At 54.1% G+C, this 26,898-nt stretch carries 30 protein-coding genes and 1 tRNA gene; 18 read left to right on the top strand and 13 right to left on the bottom strand.

The window, feature by feature from the left end; genetic code table 11:
- Window positions 1-118 precede the first annotated feature (118 nt).
- Complete coding sequence (locus RHJ02_RS03840; RefSeq protein WP_310743412.1) at window positions 119-697, top strand: photosystem I assembly protein Ycf4; 579 nt, start codon at window positions 119-121, stop codon at window positions 695-697.
- 2 nt (window positions 698-699) lie between these two features.
- On the opposite strand, the gene psbN is transcribed toward RHJ02_RS03840, so the two are convergent.
- The gene (gene psbN, locus RHJ02_RS03835) at window positions 700-831 is read right to left on the bottom strand and encodes a photosystem II reaction center protein PsbN (protein WP_206201138.1); all 132 of its coding nucleotides are present in this window, start codon (window positions 829-831) and stop codon (window positions 700-702) included.
- Window positions 832-917: 86 nt separating this feature from the next.
- Between psbN and psbH the strand changes: the two genes are divergently transcribed.
- The 5 genes from psbH to RHJ02_RS03810 all read left to right on the top strand — a co-directional run bounded on the left by psbH (window position 918) and on the right by RHJ02_RS03810 (window position 4,208).
- On the top strand, window positions 918-1,118 hold the full coding sequence (gene psbH, locus RHJ02_RS03830) for a photosystem II reaction center phosphoprotein PsbH (protein ID WP_149820192.1): 201 nt from the start codon (window positions 918-920) through the stop codon (window positions 1,116-1,118).
- A gap of 3 nt (window positions 1,119-1,121) precedes the next feature.
- On the top strand, window positions 1,122-1,355 hold the full coding sequence (locus RHJ02_RS03825) for a TatA/E family twin arginine-targeting protein translocase (RefSeq protein ID WP_206201137.1): 234 nt from the start codon (window positions 1,122-1,124) through the stop codon (window positions 1,353-1,355).
- A 5-nt stretch (window positions 1,356-1,360) separates the two neighbouring features.
- Window positions 1,361-1,978: an aminoacyl-tRNA hydrolase gene (gene pth / locus RHJ02_RS03820; RefSeq protein WP_206201136.1), complete on the top strand. Its 618-nt coding sequence runs from the start codon at window positions 1,361-1,363 to the stop codon at window positions 1,976-1,978.
- A 73-nt stretch (window positions 1,979-2,051) separates the two neighbouring features.
- Window positions 2,052-3,269: an ABC transporter permease gene (locus tag RHJ02_RS03815; RefSeq protein WP_206201135.1), complete on the top strand. Its 1,218-nt coding sequence runs from the start codon at window positions 2,052-2,054 to the stop codon at window positions 3,267-3,269.
- A gap of 120 nt (window positions 3,270-3,389) precedes the next feature.
- A complete protein-coding gene (locus tag RHJ02_RS03810) occupies window positions 3,390-4,208 on the top strand; it encodes a carbohydrate ABC transporter permease (RefSeq protein WP_206201134.1) in 819 nt (272 codons plus the stop codon).
- Here the strand turns inward: RHJ02_RS03810 and RHJ02_RS03805 are convergent.
- From RHJ02_RS03805 to RHJ02_RS03795, 3 genes are read right to left on the bottom strand one after another with little or no spacing between them, the layout of a single operon-like run.
- Complete coding sequence (locus RHJ02_RS03805; protein ID WP_206201133.1) at window positions 4,205-4,972, bottom strand: TrkA family potassium uptake protein; 768 nt, start codon at window positions 4,970-4,972, stop codon at window positions 4,205-4,207. The two genes, RHJ02_RS03810 and RHJ02_RS03805, sit on opposite strands and share 4 nt — an antisense overlap.
- Entirely contained in the window at window positions 4,969-6,018 is a 1,050-nt protein-coding gene (locus RHJ02_RS03800; RefSeq protein WP_302676762.1) for a TrkA family potassium uptake protein, read from the bottom strand. Before RHJ02_RS03800 ends, RHJ02_RS03805 begins: the two co-directional genes overlap by 4 nt.
- Window positions 6,019-6,022: 4 nt before the next feature.
- A complete protein-coding gene (locus tag RHJ02_RS03795) occupies window positions 6,023-7,750 on the bottom strand; it encodes a succinate dehydrogenase/fumarate reductase flavoprotein subunit (RefSeq protein ID WP_206201603.1) in 1,728 nt (575 codons plus the stop codon).
- A 299-nt stretch (window positions 7,751-8,049) separates the two neighbouring features.
- On the opposite strand from RHJ02_RS03795, the gene RHJ02_RS03790 reads away from it, so the two are divergent.
- The 11 genes from RHJ02_RS03790 to RHJ02_RS03740 all read left to right on the top strand — a co-directional run bounded on the left by RHJ02_RS03790 (window position 8,050) and on the right by RHJ02_RS03740 (window position 18,584).
- On the top strand, window positions 8,050-8,505 hold the full coding sequence (locus tag RHJ02_RS03790; RefSeq protein ID WP_399373362.1) for a GNAT family N-acetyltransferase: 456 nt from the start codon (window positions 8,050-8,052) through the stop codon (window positions 8,503-8,505).
- Window positions 8,471-9,844: a D-alanyl-D-alanine carboxypeptidase/D-alanyl-D-alanine-endopeptidase gene (gene dacB / locus RHJ02_RS03785; protein ID WP_310744839.1), complete on the top strand. Its 1,374-nt coding sequence runs from the start codon at window positions 8,471-8,473 to the stop codon at window positions 9,842-9,844. Before RHJ02_RS03790 ends, dacB begins: the two co-directional genes overlap by 35 nt.
- 226 nt (window positions 9,845-10,070) lie before the next feature.
- Window positions 10,071-10,346, top strand: coding sequence for a helix-turn-helix domain-containing protein (locus RHJ02_RS03780; RefSeq protein WP_206201130.1), 276 nt, complete (start codon window positions 10,071-10,073; stop codon window positions 10,344-10,346).
- An 8-nt stretch (window positions 10,347-10,354) separates the two neighbouring features.
- Window positions 10,355-10,543, top strand: a complete 189-nt coding sequence (locus RHJ02_RS03775; RefSeq protein ID WP_310743407.1) for a hypothetical protein — start codon at window positions 10,355-10,357, stop codon at window positions 10,541-10,543.
- Between the two features lie 514 nt (window positions 10,544-11,057).
- A complete protein-coding gene (locus RHJ02_RS03770; protein WP_149820749.1) occupies window positions 11,058-11,330 on the top strand; it encodes an RNA-binding protein in 273 nt (90 codons plus the stop codon).
- A gap of 39 nt (window positions 11,331-11,369) precedes the next feature.
- The gene (locus RHJ02_RS03765) at window positions 11,370-11,921 is read left to right on the top strand and encodes a DUF3172 domain-containing protein (protein ID WP_206201128.1); all 552 of its coding nucleotides are present in this window, start codon (window positions 11,370-11,372) and stop codon (window positions 11,919-11,921) included.
- A 9-nt stretch (window positions 11,922-11,930) separates the two neighbouring features.
- Window positions 11,931-12,734 carry an MlaE family lipid ABC transporter permease subunit gene (locus tag RHJ02_RS03760; protein ID WP_206201127.1) on the top strand — a complete coding sequence of 268 codons (804 nt, stop codon included), beginning with the start codon at window positions 11,931-11,933 and terminating at the stop codon, window positions 12,732-12,734.
- An 11-nt stretch (window positions 12,735-12,745) separates the two neighbouring features.
- Window positions 12,746-13,126 (top strand): DUF1818 family protein, encoded by a 381-nt coding sequence (locus tag RHJ02_RS03755; RefSeq protein WP_206201126.1) that lies wholly within the window; start codon window positions 12,746-12,748, stop codon window positions 13,124-13,126.
- A gap of 30 nt (window positions 13,127-13,156) precedes the next feature.
- On the top strand, window positions 13,157-16,036 hold the full coding sequence (locus RHJ02_RS03750) for a GAF domain-containing protein (RefSeq protein WP_206201125.1): 2,880 nt from the start codon (window positions 13,157-13,159) through the stop codon (window positions 16,034-16,036).
- Entirely contained in the window at window positions 16,033-17,823 is a 1,791-nt protein-coding gene (gene feoB, locus RHJ02_RS03745) for a ferrous iron transport protein B (RefSeq protein ID WP_310800469.1), read from the top strand. Before RHJ02_RS03750 ends, feoB begins: the two co-directional genes overlap by 4 nt.
- Entirely contained in the window at window positions 17,814-18,584 is a 771-nt protein-coding gene (locus RHJ02_RS03740; RefSeq protein WP_206201601.1) for a precorrin-2 C(20)-methyltransferase, read from the top strand. Before feoB ends, RHJ02_RS03740 begins: the two co-directional genes overlap by 10 nt.
- A gap of 162 nt (window positions 18,585-18,746) precedes the next feature.
- Here the strand turns inward: RHJ02_RS03740 and RHJ02_RS03735 are convergent, their stop codons facing one another.
- From RHJ02_RS03735 to RHJ02_RS03695, 9 genes are all read right to left on the bottom strand, one after another.
- On the bottom strand, window positions 18,747-19,202 hold the full coding sequence (locus tag RHJ02_RS03735; RefSeq protein ID WP_206201123.1) for an NUDIX domain-containing protein: 456 nt from the start codon (window positions 19,200-19,202) through the stop codon (window positions 18,747-18,749).
- Window positions 19,199-19,669 carry a thioredoxin-dependent thiol peroxidase gene (gene bcp / locus RHJ02_RS03730; protein WP_206201122.1) on the bottom strand — a complete coding sequence of 157 codons (471 nt, stop codon included), beginning with the start codon at window positions 19,667-19,669 and terminating at the stop codon, window positions 19,199-19,201. The genes RHJ02_RS03735 and bcp overlap by 4 nt, the downstream gene beginning before the upstream one ends.
- 80 nt (window positions 19,670-19,749) lie before the next feature.
- On the bottom strand, window positions 19,750-20,874 hold the full coding sequence (locus RHJ02_RS03725; protein WP_206201121.1) for a hypothetical protein: 1,125 nt from the start codon (window positions 20,872-20,874) through the stop codon (window positions 19,750-19,752).
- 3 nt (window positions 20,875-20,877) lie between these two features.
- A complete protein-coding gene (locus tag RHJ02_RS03720) occupies window positions 20,878-22,176 on the bottom strand; it encodes a hypothetical protein (protein WP_310800468.1) in 1,299 nt (432 codons plus the stop codon).
- Between the two features lie 131 nt (window positions 22,177-22,307).
- Window positions 22,308-22,901, bottom strand: a complete 594-nt coding sequence (locus RHJ02_RS03715; RefSeq protein ID WP_149820771.1) for a peroxiredoxin — start codon at window positions 22,899-22,901, stop codon at window positions 22,308-22,310.
- 95 nt (window positions 22,902-22,996) lie between these two features.
- The gene (locus tag RHJ02_RS03710) at window positions 22,997-23,842 is read right to left on the bottom strand and encodes an amino acid ABC transporter permease (RefSeq protein WP_310800467.1); all 846 of its coding nucleotides are present in this window, start codon (window positions 23,840-23,842) and stop codon (window positions 22,997-22,999) included.
- Window positions 23,843-23,864: 22 nt separating this feature from the next.
- A complete protein-coding gene (locus RHJ02_RS03705) occupies window positions 23,865-24,659 on the bottom strand; it encodes a TlyA family RNA methyltransferase (RefSeq protein ID WP_310743404.1) in 795 nt (264 codons plus the stop codon).
- On the bottom strand, window positions 24,656-26,278 hold the full coding sequence (locus tag RHJ02_RS03700; protein ID WP_206201116.1) for an ABC transporter substrate-binding protein: 1,623 nt from the start codon (window positions 26,276-26,278) through the stop codon (window positions 24,656-24,658). The genes RHJ02_RS03705 and RHJ02_RS03700 overlap by 4 nt, the downstream gene beginning before the upstream one ends.
- Window positions 26,279-26,292: 14 nt before the next feature.
- Window positions 26,293-26,365 (bottom strand) — tRNA-His (locus RHJ02_RS03695).
- A gap of 46 nt (window positions 26,366-26,411) precedes the next feature.
- Here RHJ02_RS03695 and RHJ02_RS03690 point away from each other — a divergent pair.
- Window positions 26,412-26,795, top strand: a complete 384-nt coding sequence (locus RHJ02_RS03690; RefSeq protein WP_206201115.1) for a DUF4359 domain-containing protein — start codon at window positions 26,412-26,414, stop codon at window positions 26,793-26,795.
- Window positions 26,796-26,898 lie beyond the last annotated feature (103 nt).

Genomic DNA, 26,898 nt, shown 5'->3' with positions numbered 1-26,898 from the left:
AGAGTAGTTCTAGCCTAGCTTTTATGCAGAGGATTGTGGAGGCACAGAAATTCTTCCTTTAGGAATACCCCCAATTTCTCTTAATATGTAAAGTGCTTTAACTTTGGCAACGGAAGCTATGACGAACTCCCCTGTAACTGAGCCATCCCCGCGTCAAGAGTCGATTCTGCGCTATACGGTGCTGGGTTCCCGTCGCCCTAGTAACTACTTTTGGGCAACAGCGGTCTCCATTGGTGGCTTGGGCTTCTTTTTGGCTGGTCTTTCTAGCTATTTGCACCGCAACCTACTGCCCATTGGGAACCCAATTGATTTGGTCTTTATTCCCCAAGGTATTGCCATTGGCTTTTATGGGGTGGCGGCGCTGCTGTTGGCAACGTATCTGTGGCTGGCGATCGCTTGGGATATTGGCGGTGGCTTTAACGAGTTCAACAAAGAAACGGGCGTTGTGCGCATTTTCCGCTGGGGTTTTCCGGGGAAGAATCGCCGCATTGAGGTCAGCTGCCCCATCAGCGATGTCCAATCCGTGAGAATTGTGATTAAAGAAGGGCTAAACCCGAAACGCGCCCTCTACCTTAAAATCAAAGGTCGCGGCGAAGTCCCCCTAACGCGCGTAGGTGCGCCCTTGCCGTTGGCAGAACTCGAAACCCAAGGCGCCACAATCGCCAGCTTTTTGGGTGTCCCCGTTGAGGGACTCTAGCTTTAGTCTTCGTGATCGTCAAAAGGATCCGCTAACTCCTTGGAAGGAGGGCCAAAGGAGAGGTAGATAGAGTAGCCGGTCACGCCAATGCAGATGGCAGCGAGAGCAATGCTAAGAACTGTTGCAGGTTCCATAGAAGCGTTCTCAATGGGAGCAAGATGTGCTTCTATAATATTACGAAACATTAAAACTCTGTTCATCTCGTTCAAAAAAGGGATTTATGGCACGACGGACTTGGCTAGGGGATCTCCTGCGCCCCTTGAACTCTGAATACGGTAAAGTTGCCCCCGGCTGGGGTACCACTCCCTTGATGGCGGTCTTTATGGGGCTGTTCCTTGTCTTTTTGCTGATTATTTTGCAAATCTACAACTCGACACTCATCCTCGATGGTGTTAACGTGAGTTGGAAAGCACTAGGATAACCCATGAACGTTTTTGGTATCGGTCTGCCGGAACTGATTGTGATTCTGGTGGTGGCGCTTTTAATCTTTGGCCCTAAAAAGCTGCCGGAAATTGGTCGCAGCCTTGGCAAAACCAAGCGTGCCTTTGAGGAAGCCTCCCGTGAATTCCAAGATGAAATGAAACGGCAGACCGCTGCCCTCGAACAGGAACAGCAGGCCAAGGCAGAATCGGAATCATCGCGGGAACCCTCTGCTTAGGTGGCATGGTTCTCCAACCCTGTGTGATTGTCGGCCTTGGGAATCCGGGGGCAGAGTATGCGACGACGCGCCACAATATTGGCTTTCGTGTCCTTGACGCCCTTGCCGATCGGTATAAGGTGCAGTTGACCCCGCAGCGGCGCTTCTTGGGAGAGGTGGCCGAGGTTCCGATTCATGGTCAAAAGGTACGCCTCCTCAAACCCACTACCTATATGAATAGTTCGGGGCAGTCTCTCCATGCCCTGCTGAATTTTTATAAGCTGCCCCTTGAGCGAACCCTTGTCGTCTATGATGATGCCGATTTGCCCTTGGGGCGGCTGCGCTTGCGCTTGAGTGGCTCGACGGGCGGACACAACGGCATTAAGTCAATTATTCAACACTGTCATTCGCAGCAGTTTCCCCGCCTCAAGGTGGGCATTGCCTTTGGCGATCGCCTGCAGCAACAAACCGGGCCGCGCAATGCTGTGCCCTTTGTTTTGGGACATTTTTCGGCTGCTGAACTCGCCATTTTACCTGCTGTGCTTGACCTTGCCGTGGATGCGATTGAATTAAGTATTCAGTCTGGGGTGGAGGCAGCGATGAACCACTTCAACGGCAAAAGCATTCCCCTACCGCAATCCTGAACCCCCCACTAGAAGTCTGAGGAAAAAGAAGATCTCAAGTTAGATTAAAAACAGGTGTTTTCGGCGCAGAATCATGGACATTGCTGAAAGTGTGCGCATGGCGATCGCCACCCTCAAGGCCAATCGACTGCGTAGTGGCCTGACGATGCTGGGGATTATTATTGGCAACGCAGCGGTGATTGCCATGGTCGGCGTGGGTCAGGGGGCACAGCGCTATGCCGCCAGTCAGTTTGAATCCCTTGGTCCGAATACGCTTTTTATTGTGCCGGGGACGCCCCAAGCCCGCAACCGCACGTTTAATGTGCCGCAAACCCTTGTCCTTGAGGATGCTAAGGCGATCGCCACCCAAGTGCCCACCGTTAAGGAAGTGGCACCCCAAATTCAAGTGCAACAACGGGTTACCTATCGAGGACGCAACACGAATGTGCTGATTGTGGGGACCACCCCCACCTTTCCTTCAGTGCGCAGTTTTACAGTGGCGCAGGGGCGCTTTATCTCCGATAAGGATGTGGAACGGCATCGCCGCGTCGTCATTTTAGGCTCGGATTTGGCGAGGAAGCTCTTTATTAACGAAAATCCTGTGGGTCAGCAGGTACGGATCAAGAATCTTTCCTTTGAAGTGATTGGCGTCATGGCCGAAAAGGGTGCTTTCCTTGGCAACAATCAGGATGAGGCCGCCTATATTCCCATTACGACGATGTCTTCCCGTATTGTGGGGCAGCGCTCCCCCTATGGGATTTCCCTAACCTTTATCTCGGTATCTGCCCGTGATGAACAGAGCATTGATGCGGCTAAGTTTCAGATTACCAACCTCCTGCGGCTGCGCCATCAAATTGTTGATGAGGACGATTTTACAATTCAAACCCAAAAGGAAGCTCTGCAAATCATTGGCAATATCAGCAATGCCTTGACCTTGATGTTGGCGGCGATCGCCGGCATTTCCCTGCTGGTGGGGGGGATTGGCATTATGAACATTATGCTGGTCTCGGTAACCGAACGCACCCAAGAAATTGGCCTGCGCAAGGCCATTGGTGCCACACAGCGGGATATACTGGCACAGTTTATGATTGAGGCGATGATCCTCTCGGCTCTCGGTGGTCTCATTGGCACGGGAGTGGGCGTAGGTGGTGTGATGCTAGTGGTGATGTTGACCCCCTTGGAGGCTGGGGTTGCTCCCGTTGCTGTGGCTCTTGCTGTGGGCGTTTCGGGCAGTATTGGCCTCTTCTTTGGGGTGGTTCCCGCTCAACGGGCGGCGCGGCTGGATCCGATTGTTGCCTTGCGCAGTGTCTAAAAGTACCCTTGGGAAATTACCGATGGAAACGACAACTCTAGACTGGATTGCTGGCGGCCTTGCGATCGCCATTGTCATTGGTGGCCTGTTGATGATGTTTACCAATCTTTGGACACGGCGATGACCTTGCGGCGAGGCTTGACCTACCTGCTGTTGGTGGCGATCGCGATCGTCATGCTGCTGCCTTTGGTGTGGCTCACCAGTACCGCCTTCAAGTCTGCCAATGAAGATATTTTTGCCTTTCCGCCCCGCTGGCTGCCCGCCGAACCAACCTGGGCGAATTTTGTCACGGTTTGGCAAACGAATCCCTTTGGCCAGTACCTGTTCAACAGTACACTGGTGGCAGTCTTAACGGTGGCCTGCAATCTCCTGACCTCGGCCTTAGCCGCCTATCCCTTGGCACGGCTGTCCTTTCGCGGACGTGAGGTGATCTTTACGGCCATTTTGGCCACGATCATGATTCCCTTTCAAATCATCATGATTCCCCTGTTTATTTTGGCGGTGCAGTTGGGGCTGCGGAATACCTATCTGGGAATGATTCTGCCGAGTTTGGCCTCTGCCTTTGGCATTTTTCTGTTGCGACAGGCCTTTATGGCGGTGCCCAAGGAACTAGAGGAAGCGGCTCGCCTCGATGGCTGCTCAGAATTGGGGCTGTGGTGGTTTGTGATGCTGCCGGCCATTCGCCCTGCCCTTGTTACCCTTGGCATTTTTGTGTTTATTGGTGCTTGGAGTGATTTTCTCTGGCCCCTGTTGGTCTTGGATCAGCCAGAACTTTATACCCTGCCCATTGGCGTGGTCACCTTGGCGGGGACGTTTTCTTTGGATTGGCGACTCATTGCCGCTGGCTCGGTGATTTCAATTGTGCCCGTGTTCATTGTGTTTATTTTCTTGCAACGATATATCATTCCCTCCCAAACCACTGCTGGCCTGAAGGGCTAGCTTCCTAGGCCGCGATAGCGAATTGGCTGGCGGTGGGCATATTGGCGAAAGAAGGTTTTAATTTCCGCTGCTCGGCCAAGGGCAATCAGGGTATCCCCCGGCCCTAGGGGCAAGGTTAAGGGGGGATGGGTCACCAAGGCACCGTTCTGATGGCGGACAGCAACAATAATAAAGCGGCCTCGGCCTTTCGCTTCCACATCGGCGATCGCTAGCCCCACCAGCGAGGACTCCAAGGGCAGCGTAAACTCCTCAATCTGAAGATCGAGCTGGCTGAGTAGCTCAATCAAGTGACTGCGCTCATCCTTTTCCTCAAGAAAATCCAAGACTGTCGGGCGAGTAATGAGCTGCACCATGCGTTGGGCACTGATACTCGAGGGCAAGACCACATGATCGGCACCGGCAAAACGCAGTTTGGACTCTGTGGCTGGCAATTCACCATAGGCCAAAATTTGTAAGTTGGGATTGAGGCGACGGGCAATCAGGGTGATAAAGACATTACTGGCATCATCGGCCAAAACCGCCACTACAGTGCGAGCGCGATCCACCCCCACCGCCAACAGCTCATTTTCATCCATGAGATCGTCACCGCGATAGAAAAGGTGCCCTGACTGCTGGGCAAGCCGTAGTCGCTGCCGCTGGTTGTCAATCACGACAAAGGGGATTTGGGCAGCAGCCAAGTTCATCGCTAAGGTGCGACCAAGGGGACCATAGCCGCAAATGATGACGTGATCCTTAAGGTCAGCGAGATGAGCGGGGGTTGTCATTGGGAGTGGCGGGAGCGGGCAGTATATTTGCGAATGAGCTTGGGGGTATCTTGAGCATGCCCCAATAGAATCAATGTATCGCCCACTTCCACAAGGGGATTGGCGCGGGTCGGGAATAATTGGCCATCACTTTTGCGCAGGCCAACAATAATAAATGCCCCTTGGCCGCGTACCTCAAGTCCTGTCAAGCGCGTACCCACGTAGGGGTAATCGGCAGTAATCTCCAGTTCCTCAAGGTGAGCATCAATGTGGCTCAAGAGGTCGTTGAGGGTCTCGCGATCGCCCGTTTGCTCAAGAAAGTCAATGCGTGGCCGCCGAATCAGGTTAGTCATTTGAATGGCACCAATTTTTGTCGGCAAGACTACGTGATCCGCTCCTGCCATACGTAGCTTTGCTTCTGTGCTTGCCAAATTCGCCCGCGCCACAATCAGCAGGCTCGGATTCAGGGAGCGCGCTGTCAGCGTAATAAAGACATTGATCGTGTCATTGGGCAGCACCGTCGCTAGGGCGATCGCCCGCTCGATCCCCACCACGCGCAGCGTTTCTTCCTCCGCCGCACTCCCCAAATAGGCCAAATAGCCCAACTGTATCGCTAGATCAATGCGCTGTTCATTGACATCCAAAATCACAAAGGGGGTTTTTAATGCCGATAATTCCTGAGCCATTACCTGACCAATGCGGCCAAAGCCACAGACAATGACATGGCGGTTGAGTTTGTTGATGTCGCGGCTCGCCCGCTGAATATCCAGTAGGCGTTTGATCTCCCCTTCGGTAAACAGTTGCACCACCGCACCGATGGTATAAACCGTTGCTGCACTGCCGGCCACAATGATCAGCATGTTAAAGAAGCGTTGCGCCGGCGTAATCAGGGGTCGCACTTCACTGTAGCCAATGCCAAAGACGGTGATCACGTACATGTAAAGGGCATCGAGCCAGTTCCAGCCAAAACTGGTGTAGCCCACCACCGCCACCAACATGATCAGAACAAAGAGGGTGATGCCAATAATAAAACGGTTGAGGGCAGGGGTCGCAGGTAACCGTCGCATGGCTTTAATACTTGCGCTCTTGGGGGGGAAACATGGTGATGGTGACGGGCAGATAGTCAATCCTCATGCCGTCGCTGTGGTAGGTGGCTAGGGTGTGGCGTAGGAAGTTGACATCATCCCGCTGCGGATAGTCTTCACGGAAGTGGGCACCACGACTCTCTTGGCGAGCAAGGGCGCTGCTCAAAATCACTTCCGCAACCACGAGGATATTTGCTAACTCAAACGCCTCTAACAGCTCTGTGTTCCAGTAGCGCTGGCGATCGTCGAGACGAATCCGCGCATAGGCTGCTTTCAGCCGCTGCAATTCTTCCAAACCTCTCTGCATCAGAGCCGCGGTGCGAAATACGCCACAGTATTGGGTCATACAATCTTGAACCTGCTGCCGTAGTTGGGCAATGCGTAAATCCCCCGCTTGACTAAAGAGGTGCTGAATCTGTTGCTCCGCTGCCTGTAGATACGGCTGGGGGTCAAATTGGGGTTGGGGCAAGCTCGGTAAATCTTGGGCGATCGCCCCACCGGTACGGCGGCCATAGACCACACATTCTAGGAGGGAATTACTCCCCAAGCGATTGGCACCATGCACCGAGACACAGGCACACTCACCAGCGGCATAAAACCCGGTCACCAGTTCCGTGGCATTGGCACGCACCTGACCATTGACATTGACCGGAATCCCCCCCATTGAATAGTGCACCGTCGGACGTACAGGAATCGGCTCCACCACGGCATCTACCCCCGCCAAGCGATGGGCTTCCTCCCAACAGAAGGGAATGCGACTCATGATTGTTTCGCGACCCAAGTGGCGGACATCGAGATAAACAAAAGGCCCGCCGGCTGAGCCATCACTGTGGCTGCCGCGCCCTTCGCGAATTTCGATGGCGATCGCCCGCGAGGTAATATCACGGGGAGCCAGTTCCATGCGACTGGGGGCATAGCGTGCCATAAAGCGTTCCCCCTCGGCATTGACCAAATAAGCCCCTTCACCGCGCACCGCCTCAGAAATCAAAACCCCCGCTGGATACAACCCCGTGGGGTGAAATTGGACAAACTCCATATCCTCAAGGGGCAAGCCTGCCCGTGCCGTCATCGCTAAGCCATCCCCCGTGGAGGCAAAATCATTAGAGGTGGTATTAAAGACGCGACCATAGCCCCCTGTGGCAAAAAGAATGGCAGGTGCCCGCAGAATGTCCAGTTGACCCGTTTCAATGTGGTAGGCAACGACCCCCTTGGCCTGCTGATCCTCGACAATCAGCCGCAGCACATACCACTCACTAAAAAAGGTGACGTTGTATTTCAGGAGATTGCAGTAGAGTTCGTGGAGAATGGCATGACCAGTTTTGTCGGCTGCATAGCAAGTGCGCTGGTGCGTGTGACCACCAAAGGGACGTTGGGCAATGCGGCCATCGGGCAGGCGAGAGAAGAGCACCCCCAAATGCTCAAGGTCAATCACCACATCGGGCGCTTCTTGGGCAAGAATGGCGACGGCATCCTGATCCGCAAGAAAGTCTGACCCCTTGACGGTATCAAAGGCATGGCTTTCCCAAGAGTCTTCGCTGTCGACATTTTTCAGCGTAGCGGCAATGCCCCCTTGGGCAGCAACGGAATGGGAACGAATGGGATGGGTTTTGGACACAAGGGCAATCGGGGTCTCTGGGGCCAGGCGGCAAATTTCCAAAGCAGCACGACAGCCTGCTAAGCCACCACCGACAATCACAACGCCAAAGTCTTGCATCGTCCGTTTGTCCAGCATCTTTTCCTATACTAAGTTGGCGCTTAAGAGAGCGGCGGCGGCAGCAAAGATGAAACAAAGATAAAAACAGTAGCAAAATGATCTTGCGAGCCTCACGCTGAATCGTTAGAGTGGCAGTACAGTTCTTTTGGGGGCACAGCGGTTTCGATGCTTTTGTGCGTGTTCTCTCTCTGTGAAAAGGACTGTAATTTTATGGGAGGCAGCTGTCCTTGAGTGCATTTTTTCTTCACTATGGGGATTGTGGGGTGCGCCATTGGTGCGATCGCGATCGCGCAGCGGTCATGCACCTCATTGCTAATGTCCTCAGTGAGTTTGGCCTTTCTTGGCAACCCGAAGGCGCCGATGCCGATGTGGTTCACGTTGAAGATTACTACCACCGCCGGGGCGGACAATTTTGGGTGGTGGAGCGAGCCTCGGAAGTTGTGGGCACGATCGCCTTCTATCCCATTCAGCGGGGCGAAGCGGCTGTCGAAATTCGCAAAATGTATCTCCATCCCCGCGTACGCGGCCAAGGCCTAGGGACATTTCTCCTGCACCATCTGGAGGTAGCCATTGCAGCGGCCGGCTACCGCAAAATCTGGATTGAAACGGCCTCAATCATGACTACAGCCGTCCATTTGTACGAAAAGGCGGGCTATCAGCCGGCGACGGGTGTGGAAACGCAGCGTTGCGATCGCGTCTATGTCAAGGATCTAGTGCCCCATGGCATGGCTTCGATGGCTTCTGCCCCCTGCTAGTTTGATTGTCCTGGTGGTTTCACCTGCCGCCTTCGGTCTCTGCCGCCAAGACTTGGCTCGTGCCCTGCAACAGGAAATTCAAAATCCCCAATGGCAACGGGGTCAATGGGGCATGGTGGTGCGGGATTTAACCACGGGGGATCTTCTCTACGACTACCAAGGGGAAAAGCTCTTTCTGGTGGCCTCGAATGTCAAGCTAACGACAGTGGCTGCCGCCTTAGACTATTGGGGAGCTAATCATTTCTTTGAGACCACCCTCAGCGCGCGATCGCCCGACAGGACAACCCTGCGTCTTCAGGGCAGTTTTGACCCTAGTTTCAGCAGCCAAGACCTGCAACAAATGGCACTCCGCCTTAGCCAACAGGGCATTCGCCAGATTCCAATCTTGGAAATCGGCGGTGTAACTCCTGTGAGGATGGAACCCACATGGGCGATCGAAGACCTGACGATGGGCTATGCAGCGGTAGTGACGCGCTTTAGTCTCAATCAAAATGCCCTGAACCTAGAGGTCATACCACAACAGTTGGGGCAACCCTTAGCACTACGGCAGCCGCAGACTCATTTTCGAGTGGTCAATGAGACCCGCACCGTGACCCCCTCTGAGCCAGAATTTCTGGAAAGTGAGGTGCGCGGCCAGCAGATCATTGTGCGGGGTCAACTCCACATTGGCAGTGAACCGGCAAAACTGCGCATTCCTCTCAGTGAGTCGATCCCCTATCTTCAACAACAGGTGCAGCGGGCCTTTGCCCAAGCCGGTATTCAAGTGCAGCAAATTCGCCTTGTGGAGACAGCAGACCCCCTACCGGATGTGTTGGTGCGCCATGCCTCACCCCCCCTAGAAGCGTTAATTTTGCCGGTTCTCCAAGAGAGTGACAATTTCTATGCAGAAATGCTCCTTGCGGCTCTGGAGGCAGCACAACCCGGCTATCGCCAACGCTATTTAGAGCGCATCGGTGTCCAAGCAGCGGTTTTAGTAGATGGTTCGGGACTCTCGCGGCAAAATTGGCTGACGCCCAATGGTTTAGTCACACTGCTGCAACATATAACGCAAACAAAGGATGCCTCGCTGTGGCGGCGATCGCTCCCCCTTGCCGGACGATCCGGCACCCTGCGACAGCGCTTTCGTGATACAGCGGCTCAGGATCGTGTCTGGGCGAAAACCGGCACATTGCGGGGGGTGGTTGCCCTAGCGGGCTACGTGGAACCGTTGCAGGATCGCCCTTTCGTCTTTAGTCTTGTGGTCAATCAAGGGGGGGAGGCCACGGCTCAACTCCGTGCTGGTTTGGATCGCATAGTTGTTTTGCTGGCGCAATCGCAGAACTGTCCTCACCGCCCATAGAAAAACCCCACATCCATTCAGTAGCTCGAACTACAGCCCGAGACAGGTTCAAAACTGCAAGAGCGGGAGAGGATCGCGTACCCGTCACGTGTCTCATATTCTAAAAAAGGGTTGTATTTATTGATTCTGCTAATACCAGCTCTTTGTAACATTGAGCTTAATAAATAGGTCTTAAACGAGGCAATTGTCTATCCTAAAACTGAAGTCATCCCAGTAGGAGACCTTCATGGCTCGCCCGCTCGTCCTCACAATTACAGAAAGCTCTGAAGAACTGCAGCGGCGCCTACAACATGAAACCAATGCCCGACAGCAGGAACGCTTGCAGATGCTCTACTGGCTGAAGCAAGGACTTGTCCACAGCTGCCCACAAATTGCCCAATTGCTCCATTGCAACGAGTCCAGCATTACTCGCTGGCTGAACGCCTATCGCCAAGGAGGACTTCAGCGGTTATTGGCAGTCAAGACGCCCCCGAAGCCGCCCGCATCATCCCCCCAACAGTGATGCCACAGTTGCAGAAACGCCTACAAGACCCCAGCGGGTTTGACAGTTACAAGGCTATTGTGCAGTTGCTGCGACAGGAGCATCAGCTTGAGGTCGCCTACCCGACGGTGCATCGCATTGTGCGCAATGTTGTGCCTGTGTTTGCCCCCGAGGTCAATCCCATGGAGCGGTTGTGGCAACATCTGCGAGCAGCATGAGCATGGCAGTCCTTCGAGACCCTAGAAGCCGTGCGTCAAAACCTGCAAGCTGTATTGTTACAACTGATGGCGGCAGTGATTCGTTCTTTGACGGGCTGGTTCATTCTCATTTAATCTACTTCCCCGAAGAGAAGCAAGAGTACCTTGAATATAGCCTCTCCCAGAGCGGATTGCAACCCCCTGTTCCGAGGGATCCCTTGCGAGGGGGGTGAAATTATTTTCTACAAGACCACTGAAAATACTCAAATCCTCTCCTAGAGAGACTCCGGTGGATTCCACGAGAGAATGGGCTTGCGGCAATTTGCTGAATCTGTCGGACGCGGCTCAAACCCTGTGCAAAGGGCTGTAGGTGACATTAAGGGAGGAATTAATTTCTTTTTAACCTTGATATATTTTGGGGCTGATAGAAAACGTTAATTTTCTTTGCAAGGTGTTGGGTTCTGTAGTCTGGATCGCATGGGTAAGGGAAAGCGAGAGGCTATGATGATTGTCAAATTGCTTCTGAGTTCGGGTTATGACACTGTACATCGGCAACCTCTCCTATGAGGCGACAGAAAACGATCTTCGCGAAGTTTTTGAAAAATATGGTGCTATTCGCCGGATTGTGTTGCCGGTGGATCGAGAAACAGGCAAACGGCGTGGCTTTGCTTTTGTCGAACTGGTGGATGAAACTCAGGAGGCCGCTGCCATTGATGATCTCGACGGTGCAACATGGCTAGGACGGGTGCTCAAGGTCAACAAGGCGAAGCCAAAACAAGCAGGGGGGCAGTCAAACCCTGCCTTCTAAGGGCATACTGGTAGGGAAGTGCTGTTCACTCTTCCTGCTATGCCTCGACGTTCGCCATCCCCACCGCGTCCGCGTCCCCAAACTCGTCGGCCTCCCCAGCCAGAATCGAAGTCACCAGTGAATACCCGCACTCTGGCGGTGTTGGGAGGGGTTTTTATTATTGGCGTTGGTGTGGGTGTCACCTTTAGCAAAACCACCACCCTCAATCCTGATAACGTGGCCTCAACGCAGTTTATTGATCAGGCGGCGCCCAATCCTGATATTTGCGTGCAATTTGGTGCGAGCGCGATCGCGGTGGATACGCGGATTTTTGTCACTTTTAACCCCTTTTCGGTCTTTGTTTCCCAACCGGTGATGCAACCGGGCTGTGTGCTGCGTGCCAATAACGTTGCCCTGCTAGAACAGCGACAACTCATTACCGGTGAGCAATTGCGCAGTTGTCGGCAGCGGCTGAATACCTTTGGCTATGTGGGCAACCTTGAAGCCAATCCTGAAATCAGCTGTGTTTATCAGAGCACAACAGATAAAAACCTCTTCCTCAAACTCTCAGGCTTGGGTAATGGTGCTGCGGGTGAAACCGGTAATTTCTAGGGCGCAACAATGAAGGCGAGGAAGTGGCCACGGCTGCGCTGGCGTGCAAGTCAGGGCATACAACGCTTGGGCACAGCCTTTCTCTTGGCGGGTCAAGTCACCTATCATTTGCTGCGGGGGCGGATTCCGCTGCGCAACTCGATCGAGCAAATGGCCTTGGTGGGGCCTGCCTCCCTCAGTGTTGCCCTAATTACAGCGGCCTTTGTGGGCATGGTGTTTACGATTCAGGTCGCCCGTGAATTTATTACCTTTGGTGCCACCTCTGCGGTGGGTGGGGTGCTGGCGATCGCCCTAGCGCGGGAACTGGGGCCGGTGCTGACAGCGGTGGTACTCGCCGGGCGAGTTGGCTCTGCCTTTGCGGCTGAAATTGGCACCATGAAAGTCACTGAGCAAATTGACGCCCTCTATATGCTGGGCACGGATCCGGTGGATTATCTGGTGGTGCCACGGTTTATTGCCTGTGTGTTGATGTTGCCGATTCTCAATATCTTGGCATTGGTAACAGGGCTGTGGGGTGGGCTAGTGATTGCCGATTATCTCTACGGCATTCCCCGTGGGGTCTATATTGAGTCCATTCAGAACTTTCTGCAAACTTGGGATCTGTGGAGTTCAATTATCAAGTCAGGCATTTTTGGCGGTGTGGTGGCCATCATTGGCTGCAATTGGGGCATTACAACTACAGGGGGCGCCAAGGGGGTCGGTCAATCCACTACGGCGGCTGTGGTGATCTCGCTATTGGCGATCTTTATTCTCAACTTTTTCCTGTCTTGGGCCCTCTTTGGCGGCAGCAGTAGCCTCGTACCCACGTTTTAGAGGGCTAGTCTGTGGAACTGCGGGTGGGGGAAGGTTGGCGGGTGGGCTGGCGCAATGATCAATTCTATGCCGCTCTGGTGGGCGCTGAGGATTGGGCCACGGAACTTACTGCAGTAGAATTCAAGGCATTTGTGGATTTATTTCGCCAACTCCACGGGCAGCTTTTGGCGATCGCCCCCGAATTGATGGCAGAGGAAATGATTACCCTCAGTGGCGGCAACGATGCTGTGCATTTGGAATTGGAGGGCTATCCCCATGCCTATAGCCTGCATCTGATTGTGTTGGGCGATCGCCGGGTTGAGGGGACATGGCCTGCCCCTGTGCCCCCAGACTTTCTCCTTGCCTGCTGTGAGTTGCAGCACAGGATTGCGGAGAGGCAAAGTTTAGAATAGAAGACATCCTTCTCGGTTGCGATCGCCCCTATGACCTCTGTCAAATCCTCGAAGGTCAGCCCCGCTTTGGCGGCACTGGTTAACACCATTAAGCAACTGCAACAGCAAGAGCAAATTGGTGGACTCATTGCTCCCTTGGTGAGCTTTGTCCAAGAAATCCTCGGCATGTCCTTTGCTTGGTTGGGACTATACAATGAAGCCGCCAAACAACTCATTGGCCAAGGGGGAACCACGCCCGTTGGCGATCATCCTTTTCTGAAGCAGAAACTGACCCTTGCCGCCGGTAGTCTTCTCGATCAGGTGTTGATCAACCGCAAGCCGATTAGTTTGCCCAGTCTCAAGGAGGAACCCCGCCTAGGCGAGTTACGAGAAGCCGCCACCCGTTTGGGCATTCAAGGCACGGCCATCTATCCCATTGTCCGCCATCGTCAACCCCTCGGCATTCTCATGATCGGTTCTACCACTTGGGGCGATACCCTGCGGGGCGATGATTTGGCCCACATGAGCTTACTGGTGAGTGCCCTTGGGGCGGAATTGGAACGCTTGACCGCGGCAAAACCAGCCCCTGAAACCAAGCAAGCGGCGGCGCCCACAATGACGAGTAATGATCCAGTGCGCCATCTCCTCCAAGAGGCCAGCCGTGCCCCTAGCTTGGGTCAACGCATTGAAGCCCTGTTGCTGGCAGTGCACCAATTCTGTCAACCTCAACGTACCAGCCTCTTTTGGCGAGATTTGGAGCAACCCCTCTATCGGCGGCGCAGTTACACCGTTGGTAAACCCCAGAGCCGCGAGAGCCAGCGGCAACCCTTAGCGATTACACAGCAGGAGTTAGCAGGTTGTTATACTGCCCTTGCCAGCGGCCAAACCGTGAGTGTCAGCGATAGTCAAAGTGTGGTCAGTGCTACCGCACCCTTACGGTTAATGCAAATGCTGAATTGCCGTGCCCTTGTGGCAACCCCGATTCTGGTGGGCACGGATGTCGTGGGCTTTCTCACATTCGAGCGCAGTGAGCCTTACCCTTGGAATGACAATGAAAAGAAACTTCTCCAAGTCACCGCAGAGCTATTGGCCTTGGCAGCCCCCACTGAACGCCTCGAGCACCTCCTAGCACAGACCCAGCAGGCCCAAAGCTTGGTGAGTGAGTTGGCGCAAGCGATTTGTGATGAGCAGGACTGGAAGCGGGTGCTCCAGCATGCGGGCGAAAGGTTAGCGGCAGATTTAGGGGTGCAGTGGGTCTTTTTGTTAAGCTACAACTCCCTGACCCAAGTCTTTGATGTCCTGTTTCAGTATCCGGCGCCCCGGGGGCGCGATCGCCATCCGCCCTTCCCGCCCTTACAAAAAATGGATTGGCAACTTCTGGAAACGGCAACCACAGCCATTGCCCTTGAGGACTGTAGCCATGAACTGCGCCTCTACTCTTGGAAAGAGGTTCTCGACAAGCTGCATATCCAGTCCCTTGTGGTAGCAACCACCACCCCCGGCCATTCTTTGGAAGCACTGCTGTTAGTGGGGCGCACTGAACCAACGGCTTGGGGCAAAAGTCAGCAAACCCTTGTACAGGAGGTGGCGCGTACCCTTGGCCTCATTAGCCATCAGTGGCAACTGCAAAACACCAATACGCAGCAGGAGCAAGTGCGATCGGCGATGCTGGCGGGGTTAACGGCACTGCAACGCACCCAAAACTTGGAGCGCATTGAACTGACGGGCTTACAGCAGCTCATGAACTTAATGCAGGTACCCCTTGTGGCCTTAGTCACCTGGCGACCCGGTCAGACAGTTGGCTCGATTGTCGCGCCGCCCCCTAGCCATCCCAAATTTGCGATTCGCAACGACGCGGAAATTGCCATCTATGAGGATCCGCTGATCCACAGTGCCCTGATGGCCTCCCAAGCCGATGTCACCAGTAATCCCTACACTTGGTTGATTCAAACCACAGCAGCAGAACTAGATCCGCGTACGCGGGAATGGCTCTCAGGGCCAGACATTGGTCAAATTTTGGCGATCGCCCTACGCACTGATCCCGAATACGAACCTTCAGGGGTTCTCATTGTCGCTGATCGTCGCGATCGCCAGTGGTCAACCTTGCACCTAGAGGCCTTCATTACCCTTGTCAACCATTTGGCTTGGGCACACCGCAGTACTTCCCTCATTCAAATGCTCACCCAAGGCTGGCAAACCCTTGAAACCCTCAACTGGTACAAGCACCGTCGCCTTGAACAGGTCTATGGTCAACTTGCGAGTCTCTGCCATCAGCTGATGCAATCGGTTCAGCAACACCCTGAGGCAGCTCCCCTGCTGCGGCGGTTGGGCACGCTCCTGCAAACCCAGTTGGAATCCCTCCATCCCCTCTTGAGCCATGAGGTATGGCAACTGGACAAAACGACTGACACAGCAGGCCTAGCGGTGCTCCTCAAGCGAGTGATGGATCGCATCGAAAATTGGAAGCAGCGCAAACAACTGTGGATTCAAGTTCACAATCAACCTGTCCTCACCCTCAATGGTGACATTAGCAAGCTGGAGTTAATCCTTTATGAGTTGTTGCTTTTTGCCTGCCAGCGATCGCCCTCCCAAGGCCGCATTGACATCTGGTGCCAACAAATTGAAGGCATGGGTCAGGGGGGCAAAATGCAGTCTTGGCTGGAACTGTCAATCACCGACAATGGGGAAATAGAGCCACAGTTACTCATTAAACTGCACCAACTCGAACATCTCGACTGGCTTGCTCCCTCCAGCCTTGATCAGCCCCCCGGACGACACCTCAAAGTCTGCTTTAACCTGTGTCAACGCCTAGGCTATAACCTCGATATGTATAAATTGGAGGATGGCCGTTTCCTGAGTCGTCTGCTCATTCCCCTGAATAGTGGCGACACGGGTACCTTTGAATTGCAATCCTCACAGCCGCGCCAATGACCCCAAGCACGATCGCCCTTCTTGGCCTCCCGAACACGGGTAAATCCACATTTTTCAATCGCATTGCCGCTGCCCGTGCCCATGTAGGCAACTGGCCGGGGATTACGGTGGACTTAGCAGAAGCCGAGATTTCCCTCAATGGTGAAATGGTTAAACTGGTGGATTTGCCGGGCATCTACGATCTGGCGGGGACGGCTGCCGATGAAACCCTTGTGCGTGAGTTTTTCCAACAGGTGCCGGTGCGGCTGGTGTTGGTGATTCTCAATGCCAGTCAGATTCAGCATCAATTGCGCTTAGCCCTTCAGGTGAAGGCTTGGGGGCTACCAATGGTGGTGCTCCTGAATATGGCCGATGAAGCGCGGCAACTGGGGATTCAGATTGATACCGAGAAATTGAGCGATCGCCTTGGGGTGCCGGTGGTGGCCCTCAGTGCCAAATATGGTGGGGGGTATTGGGAGGCCTACGCAACGATTTGCCATGCCCTCAAGGAAGCACCGATTCCCCAAGCCCCGCTCTTCAAGCCAACGTTGCCAGAAATTGAACCGGGGGCGATCGCGCCCCTATTGGCGGGCACCGTTACTTTCCCCAGTCGCACCGTTCGCAGACTAACAGAACAGTTGGATCACTGGTTGCTACACCCTTTGTGGGGACTGCCCCTCTTTTTTGCGGGGCTATACCTTGTCTTTCAAGTGGTATGGGTGCTAGGGCTGGGGGTTCAAGGCTGGCTCAGTGATGCGTTTGAGACCTTTCAGGGACAGGTGCTGGCGCCATTCCTGGCGCGGCTGCCCCCCTTGCTCAGCAGTTTGCTCATTGAGGGCATCTATGGCGGTATGACCACGGTGGCAGCGTTTGTGCCCTTAGTCACCATCTTCTTTATTGTGATGGCGATCGTTGAGGATAGTGGCTACCTTGCCCGTGCCGCCTACCTGATGGATGGCCTGATGGCACGCTTGGGTTTAGATGGACGCAGTTTCGTCCTCAGCTTGATGGGCTTTGGCTGCAATGTCCCCGCCCTGATGGCCACCCGCATTATTCGCTCGCCGGGGCTGCGGCTACTGACGATGCTGATCATTCCCTTTTCCCTCTGCTCAGCGCGGCTACAGGTGTTTGTCTTTCTCATTGCCTGTTTGTTTCCCCCGCAGTGGGGGGCAGTCGTCCTGCTGTCTCTCTATGGCTGGAGTATTCTGGCGGCCTTGCTCACTGCCCTCTGTTTTCAGGGCTATTTCCCGAATACGGATCCCTTTTTGCTGGAGTTGCCCCCCTATCGCTGGCCGACGGGGCGACAGGTGATTCTGCGGGCCTGGGGCGAGGTGCGGCATTTTCTCTCGCGAGCCACGGGCTTCATTATGATAGGTGTCTTGGTGGTGTGGGCATTGACCCATTTACCCCTGAATGCAACGCCCTCAAGTCCAGAAACGTGGGCGGGTCAACTGGGGATAGCGCTACAGCCGCTTTTGGCACCGGTGGGCATTACACCTGCCCTAACGATCGCCCTGATTGTCGGCTTTGTGGCCAAGGAGATTGTGATTGGTGCGTTGGCGGTGATCTATCACCTTTCGGGTACCTCGTTACAGCAGGCGATCGCCCAAGATTTAACGCCCCTACAGGCCTACAGCTTTATGCTTTTTACTCTCCTGTACACCCCCTGCTTGAGCACCCTTGCCACCCTCTGGAGTGAATCGAAACGCGGGCAGTTTACGATTTTTGCGACCCTCTATGCCTTGGTGATGGCGTGGGTGGTGAGTGGCAGTGTCTATCAACTGGGGCACTGGTGGGGATGGGGCTAATGGCCACCCTTTGCGGCATTGGCGTAGGGCCGGGGGATCCTGAACTCATTACCCTCAAGGGTTGGCGACGCCTACAGCACGCAAGGGTGATTGCCTTTCCGGCGGGACTACAGGGACGGCGCGGCATTGCCGAGGAGATCATTTCTCCCTACAAAGACCCCCAGCAAATGTATCTGCCCCTCGAATTCCCCTATGTTCTTGCAGAAGATGTCTTAGAACAAGCATGGCAAAAGGCGGCAGAGCAAGTCTATGCCTATCTCGCTCAAGGCATTGATGTGGTCTTTGTCTCTGAGGGGGATGTCAGTTTCTACAGTACGTTTTCCTATCTGGCGGCAGCCGTCCAGAGCCTTGACCCCCATATTGCGATTGAAGTGATTCCGGGAATTTGCTCGCCTTTGGCCGCAGCGGCTAGCTTAGGGGTGCCCCTGACCTTGGGGAGCGATCGCCTAGCGATTTTGCCAGCAATGTACCACGGGGATGACCTCGAGCGGGTGTGGGCATGGGCGGAGGTGGTGGTTTTAATGAAGGTGCGATCGGTCTATGGCCACGTCTGGCATTGGCTCAAGGAACACCACCTCTTGGAACAGGCGGCAGTGGTGAGCTGGGCAACAACCCCTCAACAGCAAATCTACACCCCCCTGACGAACTATCCAGAGTTAACCCTGCCCTACTTTTCGCTGCTCATTGTTTGGCAGCGGCGCCCCATCTTGCAGAATTTCGCGAGTGCTGAAGTCAATCCTATGTACAACAGTACCCAATGATTCTTTATCGGTGCTACGGGGGTGGGCGTCTCCTCACGATAGATCAAGTGGTGTGAATTCTCTTAGCGTGTCTCTGTACCTTCATTTGCATTAGTAGCCGTTTGTTCCACTAAACGAAAGTGCGATATCGTTAAATAAGACTTAACAATCTAGCTTTGGTGTTCATGTCAATCCTAGATGTCCACTCAAATAGTCCTGTAACTGTTGGGCATGGTCGTGGGCGAGATCGGCTAAGGGGAGGTCACTGAGGGGAAAGGCTTGTACTGCACGCACTTCCTTGACATCCAAAACCTGCGGCTCACCGACAACGCGGGCAGCGATCGCGATACACACGGCATGAACACGGGGATCTCGCTTTGGGTCAGAGTAAACCCCCACTAAGCCTTCAAAGCTCTTGAGGCGCAATCCTGTTTCTTCCGCGAGTTCGCGAGCGCCGGTATCGAGAATCGTTTCTCCCCAATCCATCATGCCCCCCGGCAGCGACCATTGACCCGTATCGCGGCGTTGGATCAAAATCAGGCGATCGCCCGCTGTCAAGGCAATCACCGACACCGCCACAAAGGGATGCCGCCAAAATCGCTTTAGGAAAAAACGGACAACTCGCCAGAACCAATTCACGCTTGTAGCTGCTCCAGATCCGCCAGCACTTGCGCCACATGGGCATCGGGCTTCACCCGCCGATAAATAGCCGCAATTTTGCCCGTGGGATCGATGAGAAATGTATCCCGATAAACACCGAGATATTCCTTGCCCATGAACTTTTTCGGGCCATAGCTACCGTAGGCTTGGGCAACGCTGGTGTCCACATCGGCCAGCAGGCGAAAGGGCAAGTTAAGCTTTTGCTGAAATTTGGCGTGGGAGGCGACACTATCGGGGCTAATGCCTAGGATAACGACGTTGCGATCGCCCAAGGTGGCACTGACATCGCGGTAAGCACAGGCTTCTTTGGTGCAGCCGGGGGTATTGTCACGGGGATAAAAGTAGAGAATCACCCACTGACCTTGAAAGTCAGCCAAACGCACCCGCTTACCCGTAGCATCCGCCAGTTCAAAGGAAGGGGCGATCGCCCCAACGGTCAGGGACATTTCTGAGCAATTTCCAATGGTTGGCCATATCTATCTTCCCCCAGTTTGGCGCCTGCTGTGGTGGCCAAGGGGTGTAGCCTTTAGCCCTCAGAGATAAAGAGGCGAATGAACAGGTACAGCATGAGCTGGCGATAACGATAGAGCAGGAAGGCGATCGCCGGTGTCAGAACCACAAAAAAGCCGTAGAGGCCAACCACCGTTGCTAAATCAGTGTGCAGAAAATCGCGAGCCAAGCGAACAAAATCGTGATCAATGCCCCCTTTGCCCATCAGGTACATCTCTCGAAACACAGGATTAAACTGCAACTGCCAAGCAAAGCGCATATTAAAAAACACAATGAAAAACCCCACCATACCGTAGAGGGGACGTTCAATGGGATAGCGGCAGCCCCAACCACTGAGGGCACGGTAGAGAAAAATGACGGCAAAAATGAGTTCAAAGCCATGCCCCATCGCTACAAAGAGCATTTCATGGACTGGACTAAAGGCCACAAGGGTATAAAGCAGCGTAAAGACCCCAAGGCAAATAAGGGTCAGCCGATTGTGACGGTAGAAATAGGCCAAGGCCAGCAATACCGTATAAATAAGCAGGATGATGCCGCCCGCGCGATCGCCATGGAGAGTGACGCCACCACCGTAGCGAAAATCAAAGGCGGGAACCGCTGGATAGCCAAAGAGCCACGCCATTACTGCATGACCCATTTCGTGGACAAGGGTAATCAGCGGACTGAGCAAAAACGTCACCTGCTCTGACGTAAGAAGAAGGAGTGATAGACCCAACCCCGCCGCGATCACTTGCCAATCTTTAGTGCTGAGGGGTTGGACAGGAATGCCAAACTCTTCCTTGCGAGGAGGAGAAGGGAGGGAGAGAGTCTGACGTAGATGCTCCCCCTTGGCAAGGCGTTGTAACTCATGGCGACTGGTGAGATCAAGCACCGCTTCCCAGAGTTCATGGCTGTCTTGGCAAACCGTGATCAGGATGCTGCTGTGGGCATAGCTTGGCCAGTGGATCAGTTCGCGAGCGAGTAGTGTGAGCACAATTGCAGTCGGGACACTCGTTGGACACTGCAGGCGCAACAAGAGACATTCGCGCCGCTGGTTTACGGTCACTGCGATTTCTTTAGGGGCAAGTGCCGCTTCTAGGAGGGCTTGAATGGCCTCGAGATCTCCTGTGGCAGCCGCTGGGCGCAGGGAGGAGCGGGTCATGATCTACTCCGATTCCAGTCGGCGTAACCATTCGCGATCGATGGCTTCCGATTGGGCGAGTTCCTGCTCCACTAAATCTTGATCGGAGCGATAGATGACATCCTGTTCACGGATTTGCCGCTGCTGGGCATAGGCTTGAGCTGCCCGTACTTTGGCACGCAACTGCGGTGTGGGATTGGCCAGAATATTGGCGTAGTGGTAGCGGCGGGCATTGCGATCGCGAATGCGTTGATTTTGCCACAGTAACCAGTAGTACCGCCCCAAGGGAATACCCAAAAAGCCAATACCATAGCCCAGCAAAATCCAAAAGATGGAGGCCACAAAGGCCACCAGCCCCCCCAGTTCTTGGGCGATTGCCCCATCTCCCAAGAGGTACCACAGCATCAGCGCCCCGATCAGATTGACACAGCCCAAGCCAATGGCCACCATAATTTGCCAAGCGGGTGCCCGACTAAAGCGCCAGAGCTGTTCTTCCAAGATGGGGGGAAGCGTCTGCCGTTGACCTTTGCGAGTTTGAGCCGTCGTTTGTAACTCAGGAAAGCGATAGATCATCTGCCCTGTCTCTGTGACTTCGGGGCGACCGTTAAAGTGGGTGAGCACCGGCAGCATATACCACTCATCGTCCCCCGGATCTGTTTCTAAATCGAGATAGGGGGCAATTTGCTCTGCCGTGACTGCCCCGCCATTGTTGCGGATCACTTGGCCAATGAGTTGCCAGCGGCGTTCTTCGAGGTCGGCATTGGGATTGCCATCGCCAAAGAGGAAAGAATAGACCCCCTCAAAGAAGTTCATTTCCTCGTCATTGTCCTGTGACCGGGGGCGCGATCGCTGGGGAGAAGGATCGCCAAAGAAATACCAAAAGTCGGGAAAGACCCAAAAACTGATGCCACCGCCCCCCCAAGAGCCACCTTGGCCGCGATCCTCACCGTCTCGCCCTTGACTAGAAAGGGCAATCAAAATGATGGCGATCGCCAGAAAAATCAGAACTATCGAAACAATGAGAAAAATGCCAAAGGAAATGCGAATCAGATAGAAAACAACACCCCAAACCCGCTGCGCCACCGCCCGCAGTCGCAGTTGCCAGTATTTTGCTTGCAGGATACTGCGAAAATTTCTTGGGAAGACGTAGGCAATATCGCCACTTTCGGCCACTTGTAGCGTGCCGCCAACATCGGCAGCCAAGGCCATTAATCCTTTTTCAGCCGTTTGCAGTGGTAATCCCACCGTACCCGCCACATCCCCTGCGGTCACTCGGTACCCCAGTGTTTCTACAGCTTGCATTAGGCGGCGATCGACCGTCATGTTTGCCTCCCTTTTCGGCAAAAGGCCTCCTGTTCCACCCTAACGTTTTCCTACGGGTCTTGGCGAGACAAAAAAAGAACCCACCCCAAGGGCAGGTTCACAGCACGGATCAGTCTGAGACAGAGGGGCAATTAGCCCACCGCTTCAAAATACACTTTGGATTTGACAGGGTCAGGGTTCATCGTTTTGTCGCCGGGTTGCCAGCCAGCGGGGCAGACTTCGTCGGGGTGAGCTTGGACGTATTGAATCGCTTGTAGCACCCGCAGAGTCTCATCAACGCTGCGGCCAAAGGCCAAGTTATTGATCGTTGCGTGTTGGATAATCCCTTCTTTGTCAATGATGAAGAGACCGCGCAGTGCCACCCCTTCCTCGGTCAGCACGTTGTAGGCGGTGCTGATTTCTTTTTTCAGGTCAGACACGAGGGGATATTTGAGATCGCCCACACCACCAGCTTTGCGATCGGTTTGCGTCCACGCCAAGTGGGAGAACTGGCTATCCACAGACACGCCAAGGATTTCGGTGTTCAGTTTGGCGAATTCATCGTAGCGATCGCTAAAAGCGACAATTTCTGTGGGGCAAACAAACGTGAAATCCAAAGGATAGAAGAACAAAACAACGTACTTACCGCGATAGTCCGAGAGCTTGACGGTTTTGAACTCTTGGTCATAAACAGCAACCGCTTCAAAATCCGGGGCGGGCTGACCAACACGCAGACAGTCAGACATAGAAAACCTCGTACTCCTAACTACGACAGGTTGAATAGAGCTGTTCACATTTTTTAACAGCTATGCTTACTATATCATACTCATAACGGTTTTGATTATGAAATAGCCAATCGCTGCCACCGTTGCTCAAGGAAGCGGGAGAGCCGTGACAGAGGAAAACAGAGGGCAAAGTAGAACATCGCACCCAAGACATAGATAAAGAGCTTCCGCTGCGGATCGGTAATGGGATTGGCAAAGGTGCTCGTCATATTTTGCAGTTCGGGCACGCCAATCACCACTAGGAGGGCGCAGTCCTGCATCAGCGTAATGAAGTTATTGGTAAAGGGAGGCAGGATAATCAAAATGGCTTGGGGCAGGATAATCCGCCATAGGGTTTGCCGACCCGAGAGGCCAAGGCTGAGGCTGGCTTCCGTTTGTCCCTTGGGAACCCCCTCTAGGCCACTGCGAAAGACCTCACTCAAATAGGCACCATAGTTAAAGCCCAAGCCAAGAATGCCGTAGAAAATGTAGTTAAAAAGCGGCGACACCAAGCGGTTGCTTTGCAGCACGGTCATGACATCAAAGGCAATTTGCCGAGGATCAAAACCCCATTGACTCAAGAGCCCACCAATGCCAAAGCCCCACACCAGCAGTTGCACCAAGGTTGGGGTACCGCGCACAAATTCAATGTAAACCGTACTCAGCCAGCGCAATGGCGGGACAGGATGCAACCTCGCCCAGGTGGCGATCGCCCCCAAGATGACCGCCAAGAGCAAACTAAAGACTGAGATCAAAAACGTCGTAATTGCCGCCTGCAGGAGAAACGGCGCGTACAGTATCAACGTCTCACGAAAGTAATAAAGGTAGCCACAAAAGGCAAGAATGCCCAGCCCTAGGCACACCAAAAAGATGCCATTGAGCCATTTTGCCCAAGGAGGAATAAACGGTGCCACTTGCTGCATTCTCGAAAAGCCATCATTTTTGTCAGGATGATGATACCATCTCGTTCTCTAGGGAAGCATTCCCCACAGCATGACAAAAAAAATAAGCAAGGAATTCTTGATTGCCCGCAGGCCCTAAAATCGGCGAGGGAGTCACACCGTGGCACTGCCACCCCAACGCTTCGGCGGCGGCAATCACCTGATCCACGGCTTCTTGACGCGCCTTGGCATCGCGCACCACACCATGTTTGCCGAGGCGATCGCGCCCCACCTCAAACTGTGGCTTAATTAGCGCAATCAAGTCTCGCGGCGGCAGCAGTAATTCCCATAGGGCGGGTAAAACTTTAGTCAGGGAAATAAAAGAGACATCCACCACGCCGAGATCGGGGCGGGGCGCATCGTCAGTGTAGAGATCAGTGGGGGTTAAATAGCGCAGGTTGGTGCGTTCCCTGAGGATAACGCGCGGGTCTTGGCGCAGTTTCCAATCCACTTGGCCATAGCCGACATCAATGCCATAGACCCGTTTGGCGCCCGCTTGCAACAGACAATCCGTAAAGCCGCCCGTGGAAATACCGCCATCTAAACACACGCGATCGCGCACCACCACAGGAAAGACCCCTAGGGCATGGGCAAGTTTTTCACCCCCCCGCGAAACATAGGCGGCTTTTGCCTTCACCTGAATCGTGGCATCCACTGCCACCAGCGTGCCCGGCTTATCAATGGGGACATGGTTTACCTGCACTTCCCCAGCGCGAATCCAACGTTGTGCCTGTTGGCGGCTCTCACACAGGTGCCGCTCCACCAGAAGACTATCCAAGCGTTGCTTTCGGGGACTCATTGATCTTTTGGTGCTTTCTGCAGGGGGGCAAAGGCAAAGAGCTGGTTGACATCAAGGATTAACCCGCGCAACTGGGGTTGGGCAAAGAGGGTGGTTTCACTCTGCCACAGGGGCAAAAAGGCCACGGCCTCGGCATTGAGTTCCTGAAGCTGACGCAATAGTACCCCACGGCGTTGGGGATTAGCCTCACGGCGACTGGCAACAATGAGATCATTGGCCTCAGGGCTATAGAAAAACGACCCCCACGCCGCACTGGCACCACTTTCACAGCCTGTTTCCACAGAACCATGCTCGCAACTCAGGAAAGGTTCAAGGTAATTGTCAGCATCGTAAAAATCACCATACCAATCGAGCAAGACCAAGGGGTAAGCCCCACTGTCTAAATTGCGGTAGATCGTAGCCGAGTCAGCGCTGTCCAATTGCACCTGCACGCGATCGCCCAAATCCCGCTCTAGTGAAGCTTTAAGAACCGTTGCCGCCAGCACATTACTGGGAACATTGGCACGGTACCAGAGATTGACGACGAGGGGTTGCTGCGCTGAAATAGAGGTCTTTGCTAGCCAGTGAGCTATTTGAGCGGCGTCTCCATCTCCATAGCGATCGCGAAAAATCGGCTCACTCTCAGGAAATAAACTCGGCACCAGCGAGTACAGGGGTTCTGCTTCCCCCAAAAAGACCCGTTCCGCGAGGCGTTGACGATTGACACTGGCCGCCAAAACCTGCCGTGCTGCCAATTGATCCCAAGGGGGTTGGCGCAAATTAATGCTTAGGACGGTGACAGCGTTACCTGCCCCGGTAATGACCTGCCAGTGCTTTGTTGCTGCTTGAGTCTTGAGGGCGCGAATTTGATTGGGATCGAGCGCACCGATCGCCACATCCACTGCCCCCGTGCGAAAGGCATTGTAGAGATTAGCGCTACTGGAAAAGATTTGCAGGCGAATCCCCGTATTTTGGGGCTTGGTTCCCCAATAGTCGGCAAAGGGTTCAAGGCGTACCCCATCGGTACCGTAGGCCGCTAAACGGTAAGGGCCTGTGCCCACAAATTGCGTCGGCAAAAAGCGATCGCCCGCTGCACCATAGGCTGTCGGCGAAACGGCACACAAGCCACTAAAGGCCAGTAAATGGGGAAAAGCCACAAAGGGTTCCTTGAGGCGAATTTCCAGTAAGTCCTCCGCGATCGCCTGAATTTCTTTAACGCGCCCGGCCAAGAGGGAGGCGGGTTGGCCACCACTATTCATAAATCGCTCAAGGGAAAAGGCCATGGCGGCTGCATTAAACGGTGTGCCATCGTGGAAGCGAACCCCCCGCCGCAGGGGAATGCGGTAAGTCAGGCCATCCTCGCTCACTTCAGGTAGCGCTGTGGCCAGTTGGGGAATGAGGTCTTTGCCTTCGTAGGTATAGAGGCGATCGCCCAAATTCAACAGCAGTAGTCCCGCCAAATTTTCGTAGGCATCAGCGGGGTCTAGGGTGCGCAGGCGAGCCGTGGTACCAATGACAATACTGTCATCCCCTTGGCGAGGCTCATCACCGCCACAGGCAACCAGCAGCAGGCTCAACAACAGTACCAGACATCCCCACAGTAGCCGTCGTGTCACGGACACACCCGCTCGGTACATCATCCACTAGAATAAAGGGCGAGCGATGGGACTCGAACCCACGAATGGTGGAACCACAATCCACTGCCTTAACCACTTGGCTACGCTCGCCATGCTTCCTGAGCTAGTCCTCTAGCATAGCATAGAGAACTCTCTTATGAAAGTGCCTCTCCTTGCCCAAGTCATGGCACGCCCTCTTTGGTGGGGCGGTGGCGCCTTCTTGCTCTTGGGGATCATTGCGGCGGTTCTGACGAATCCCACCCCTGCCGACTATCAACGCCGCGCCGCAGCGGAAATCAATACCTTCCTTTTGACTCAAGTGTGTCCAGAGATCATCAATCGCGATAGCGCGATCGCCCAAGTGGCTTTGGAAGTCTGCGATCAACTGGAATCCCGCCCAGCAGAAGACATTGAACGCTACATCGCCTACAACACCCAATCCTATAACCTTGGCGTTGCCACCCTCTTTGTGACAGAGTTGCCCATTGACACCGTCTGGAGCCTCGGCCTCTTTGGTCAAATTATTCCCCTCAGACTGTAAGCTTCCTCTCTCCTTGATTTCAGCAGCAGGTGCAAAATGCAAATACCCATTTCCCCAGACCTCTGCTTGGCAGCAGGGTTGCTTTTAGAACCAGTGGCGTTCG

This window comes from Thermosynechococcus sp. TG215, assembly GCF_031583455.1.
In the GTDB taxonomy this organism is placed as follows: Bacteria; Cyanobacteriota; Cyanobacteriia; order Thermosynechococcales; family Thermosynechococcaceae; genus Thermosynechococcus.
The sequence above is the reverse complement of the archived record's forward strand: the minus strand, read 5'-3'. Positions and strand labels throughout refer to the sequence as shown.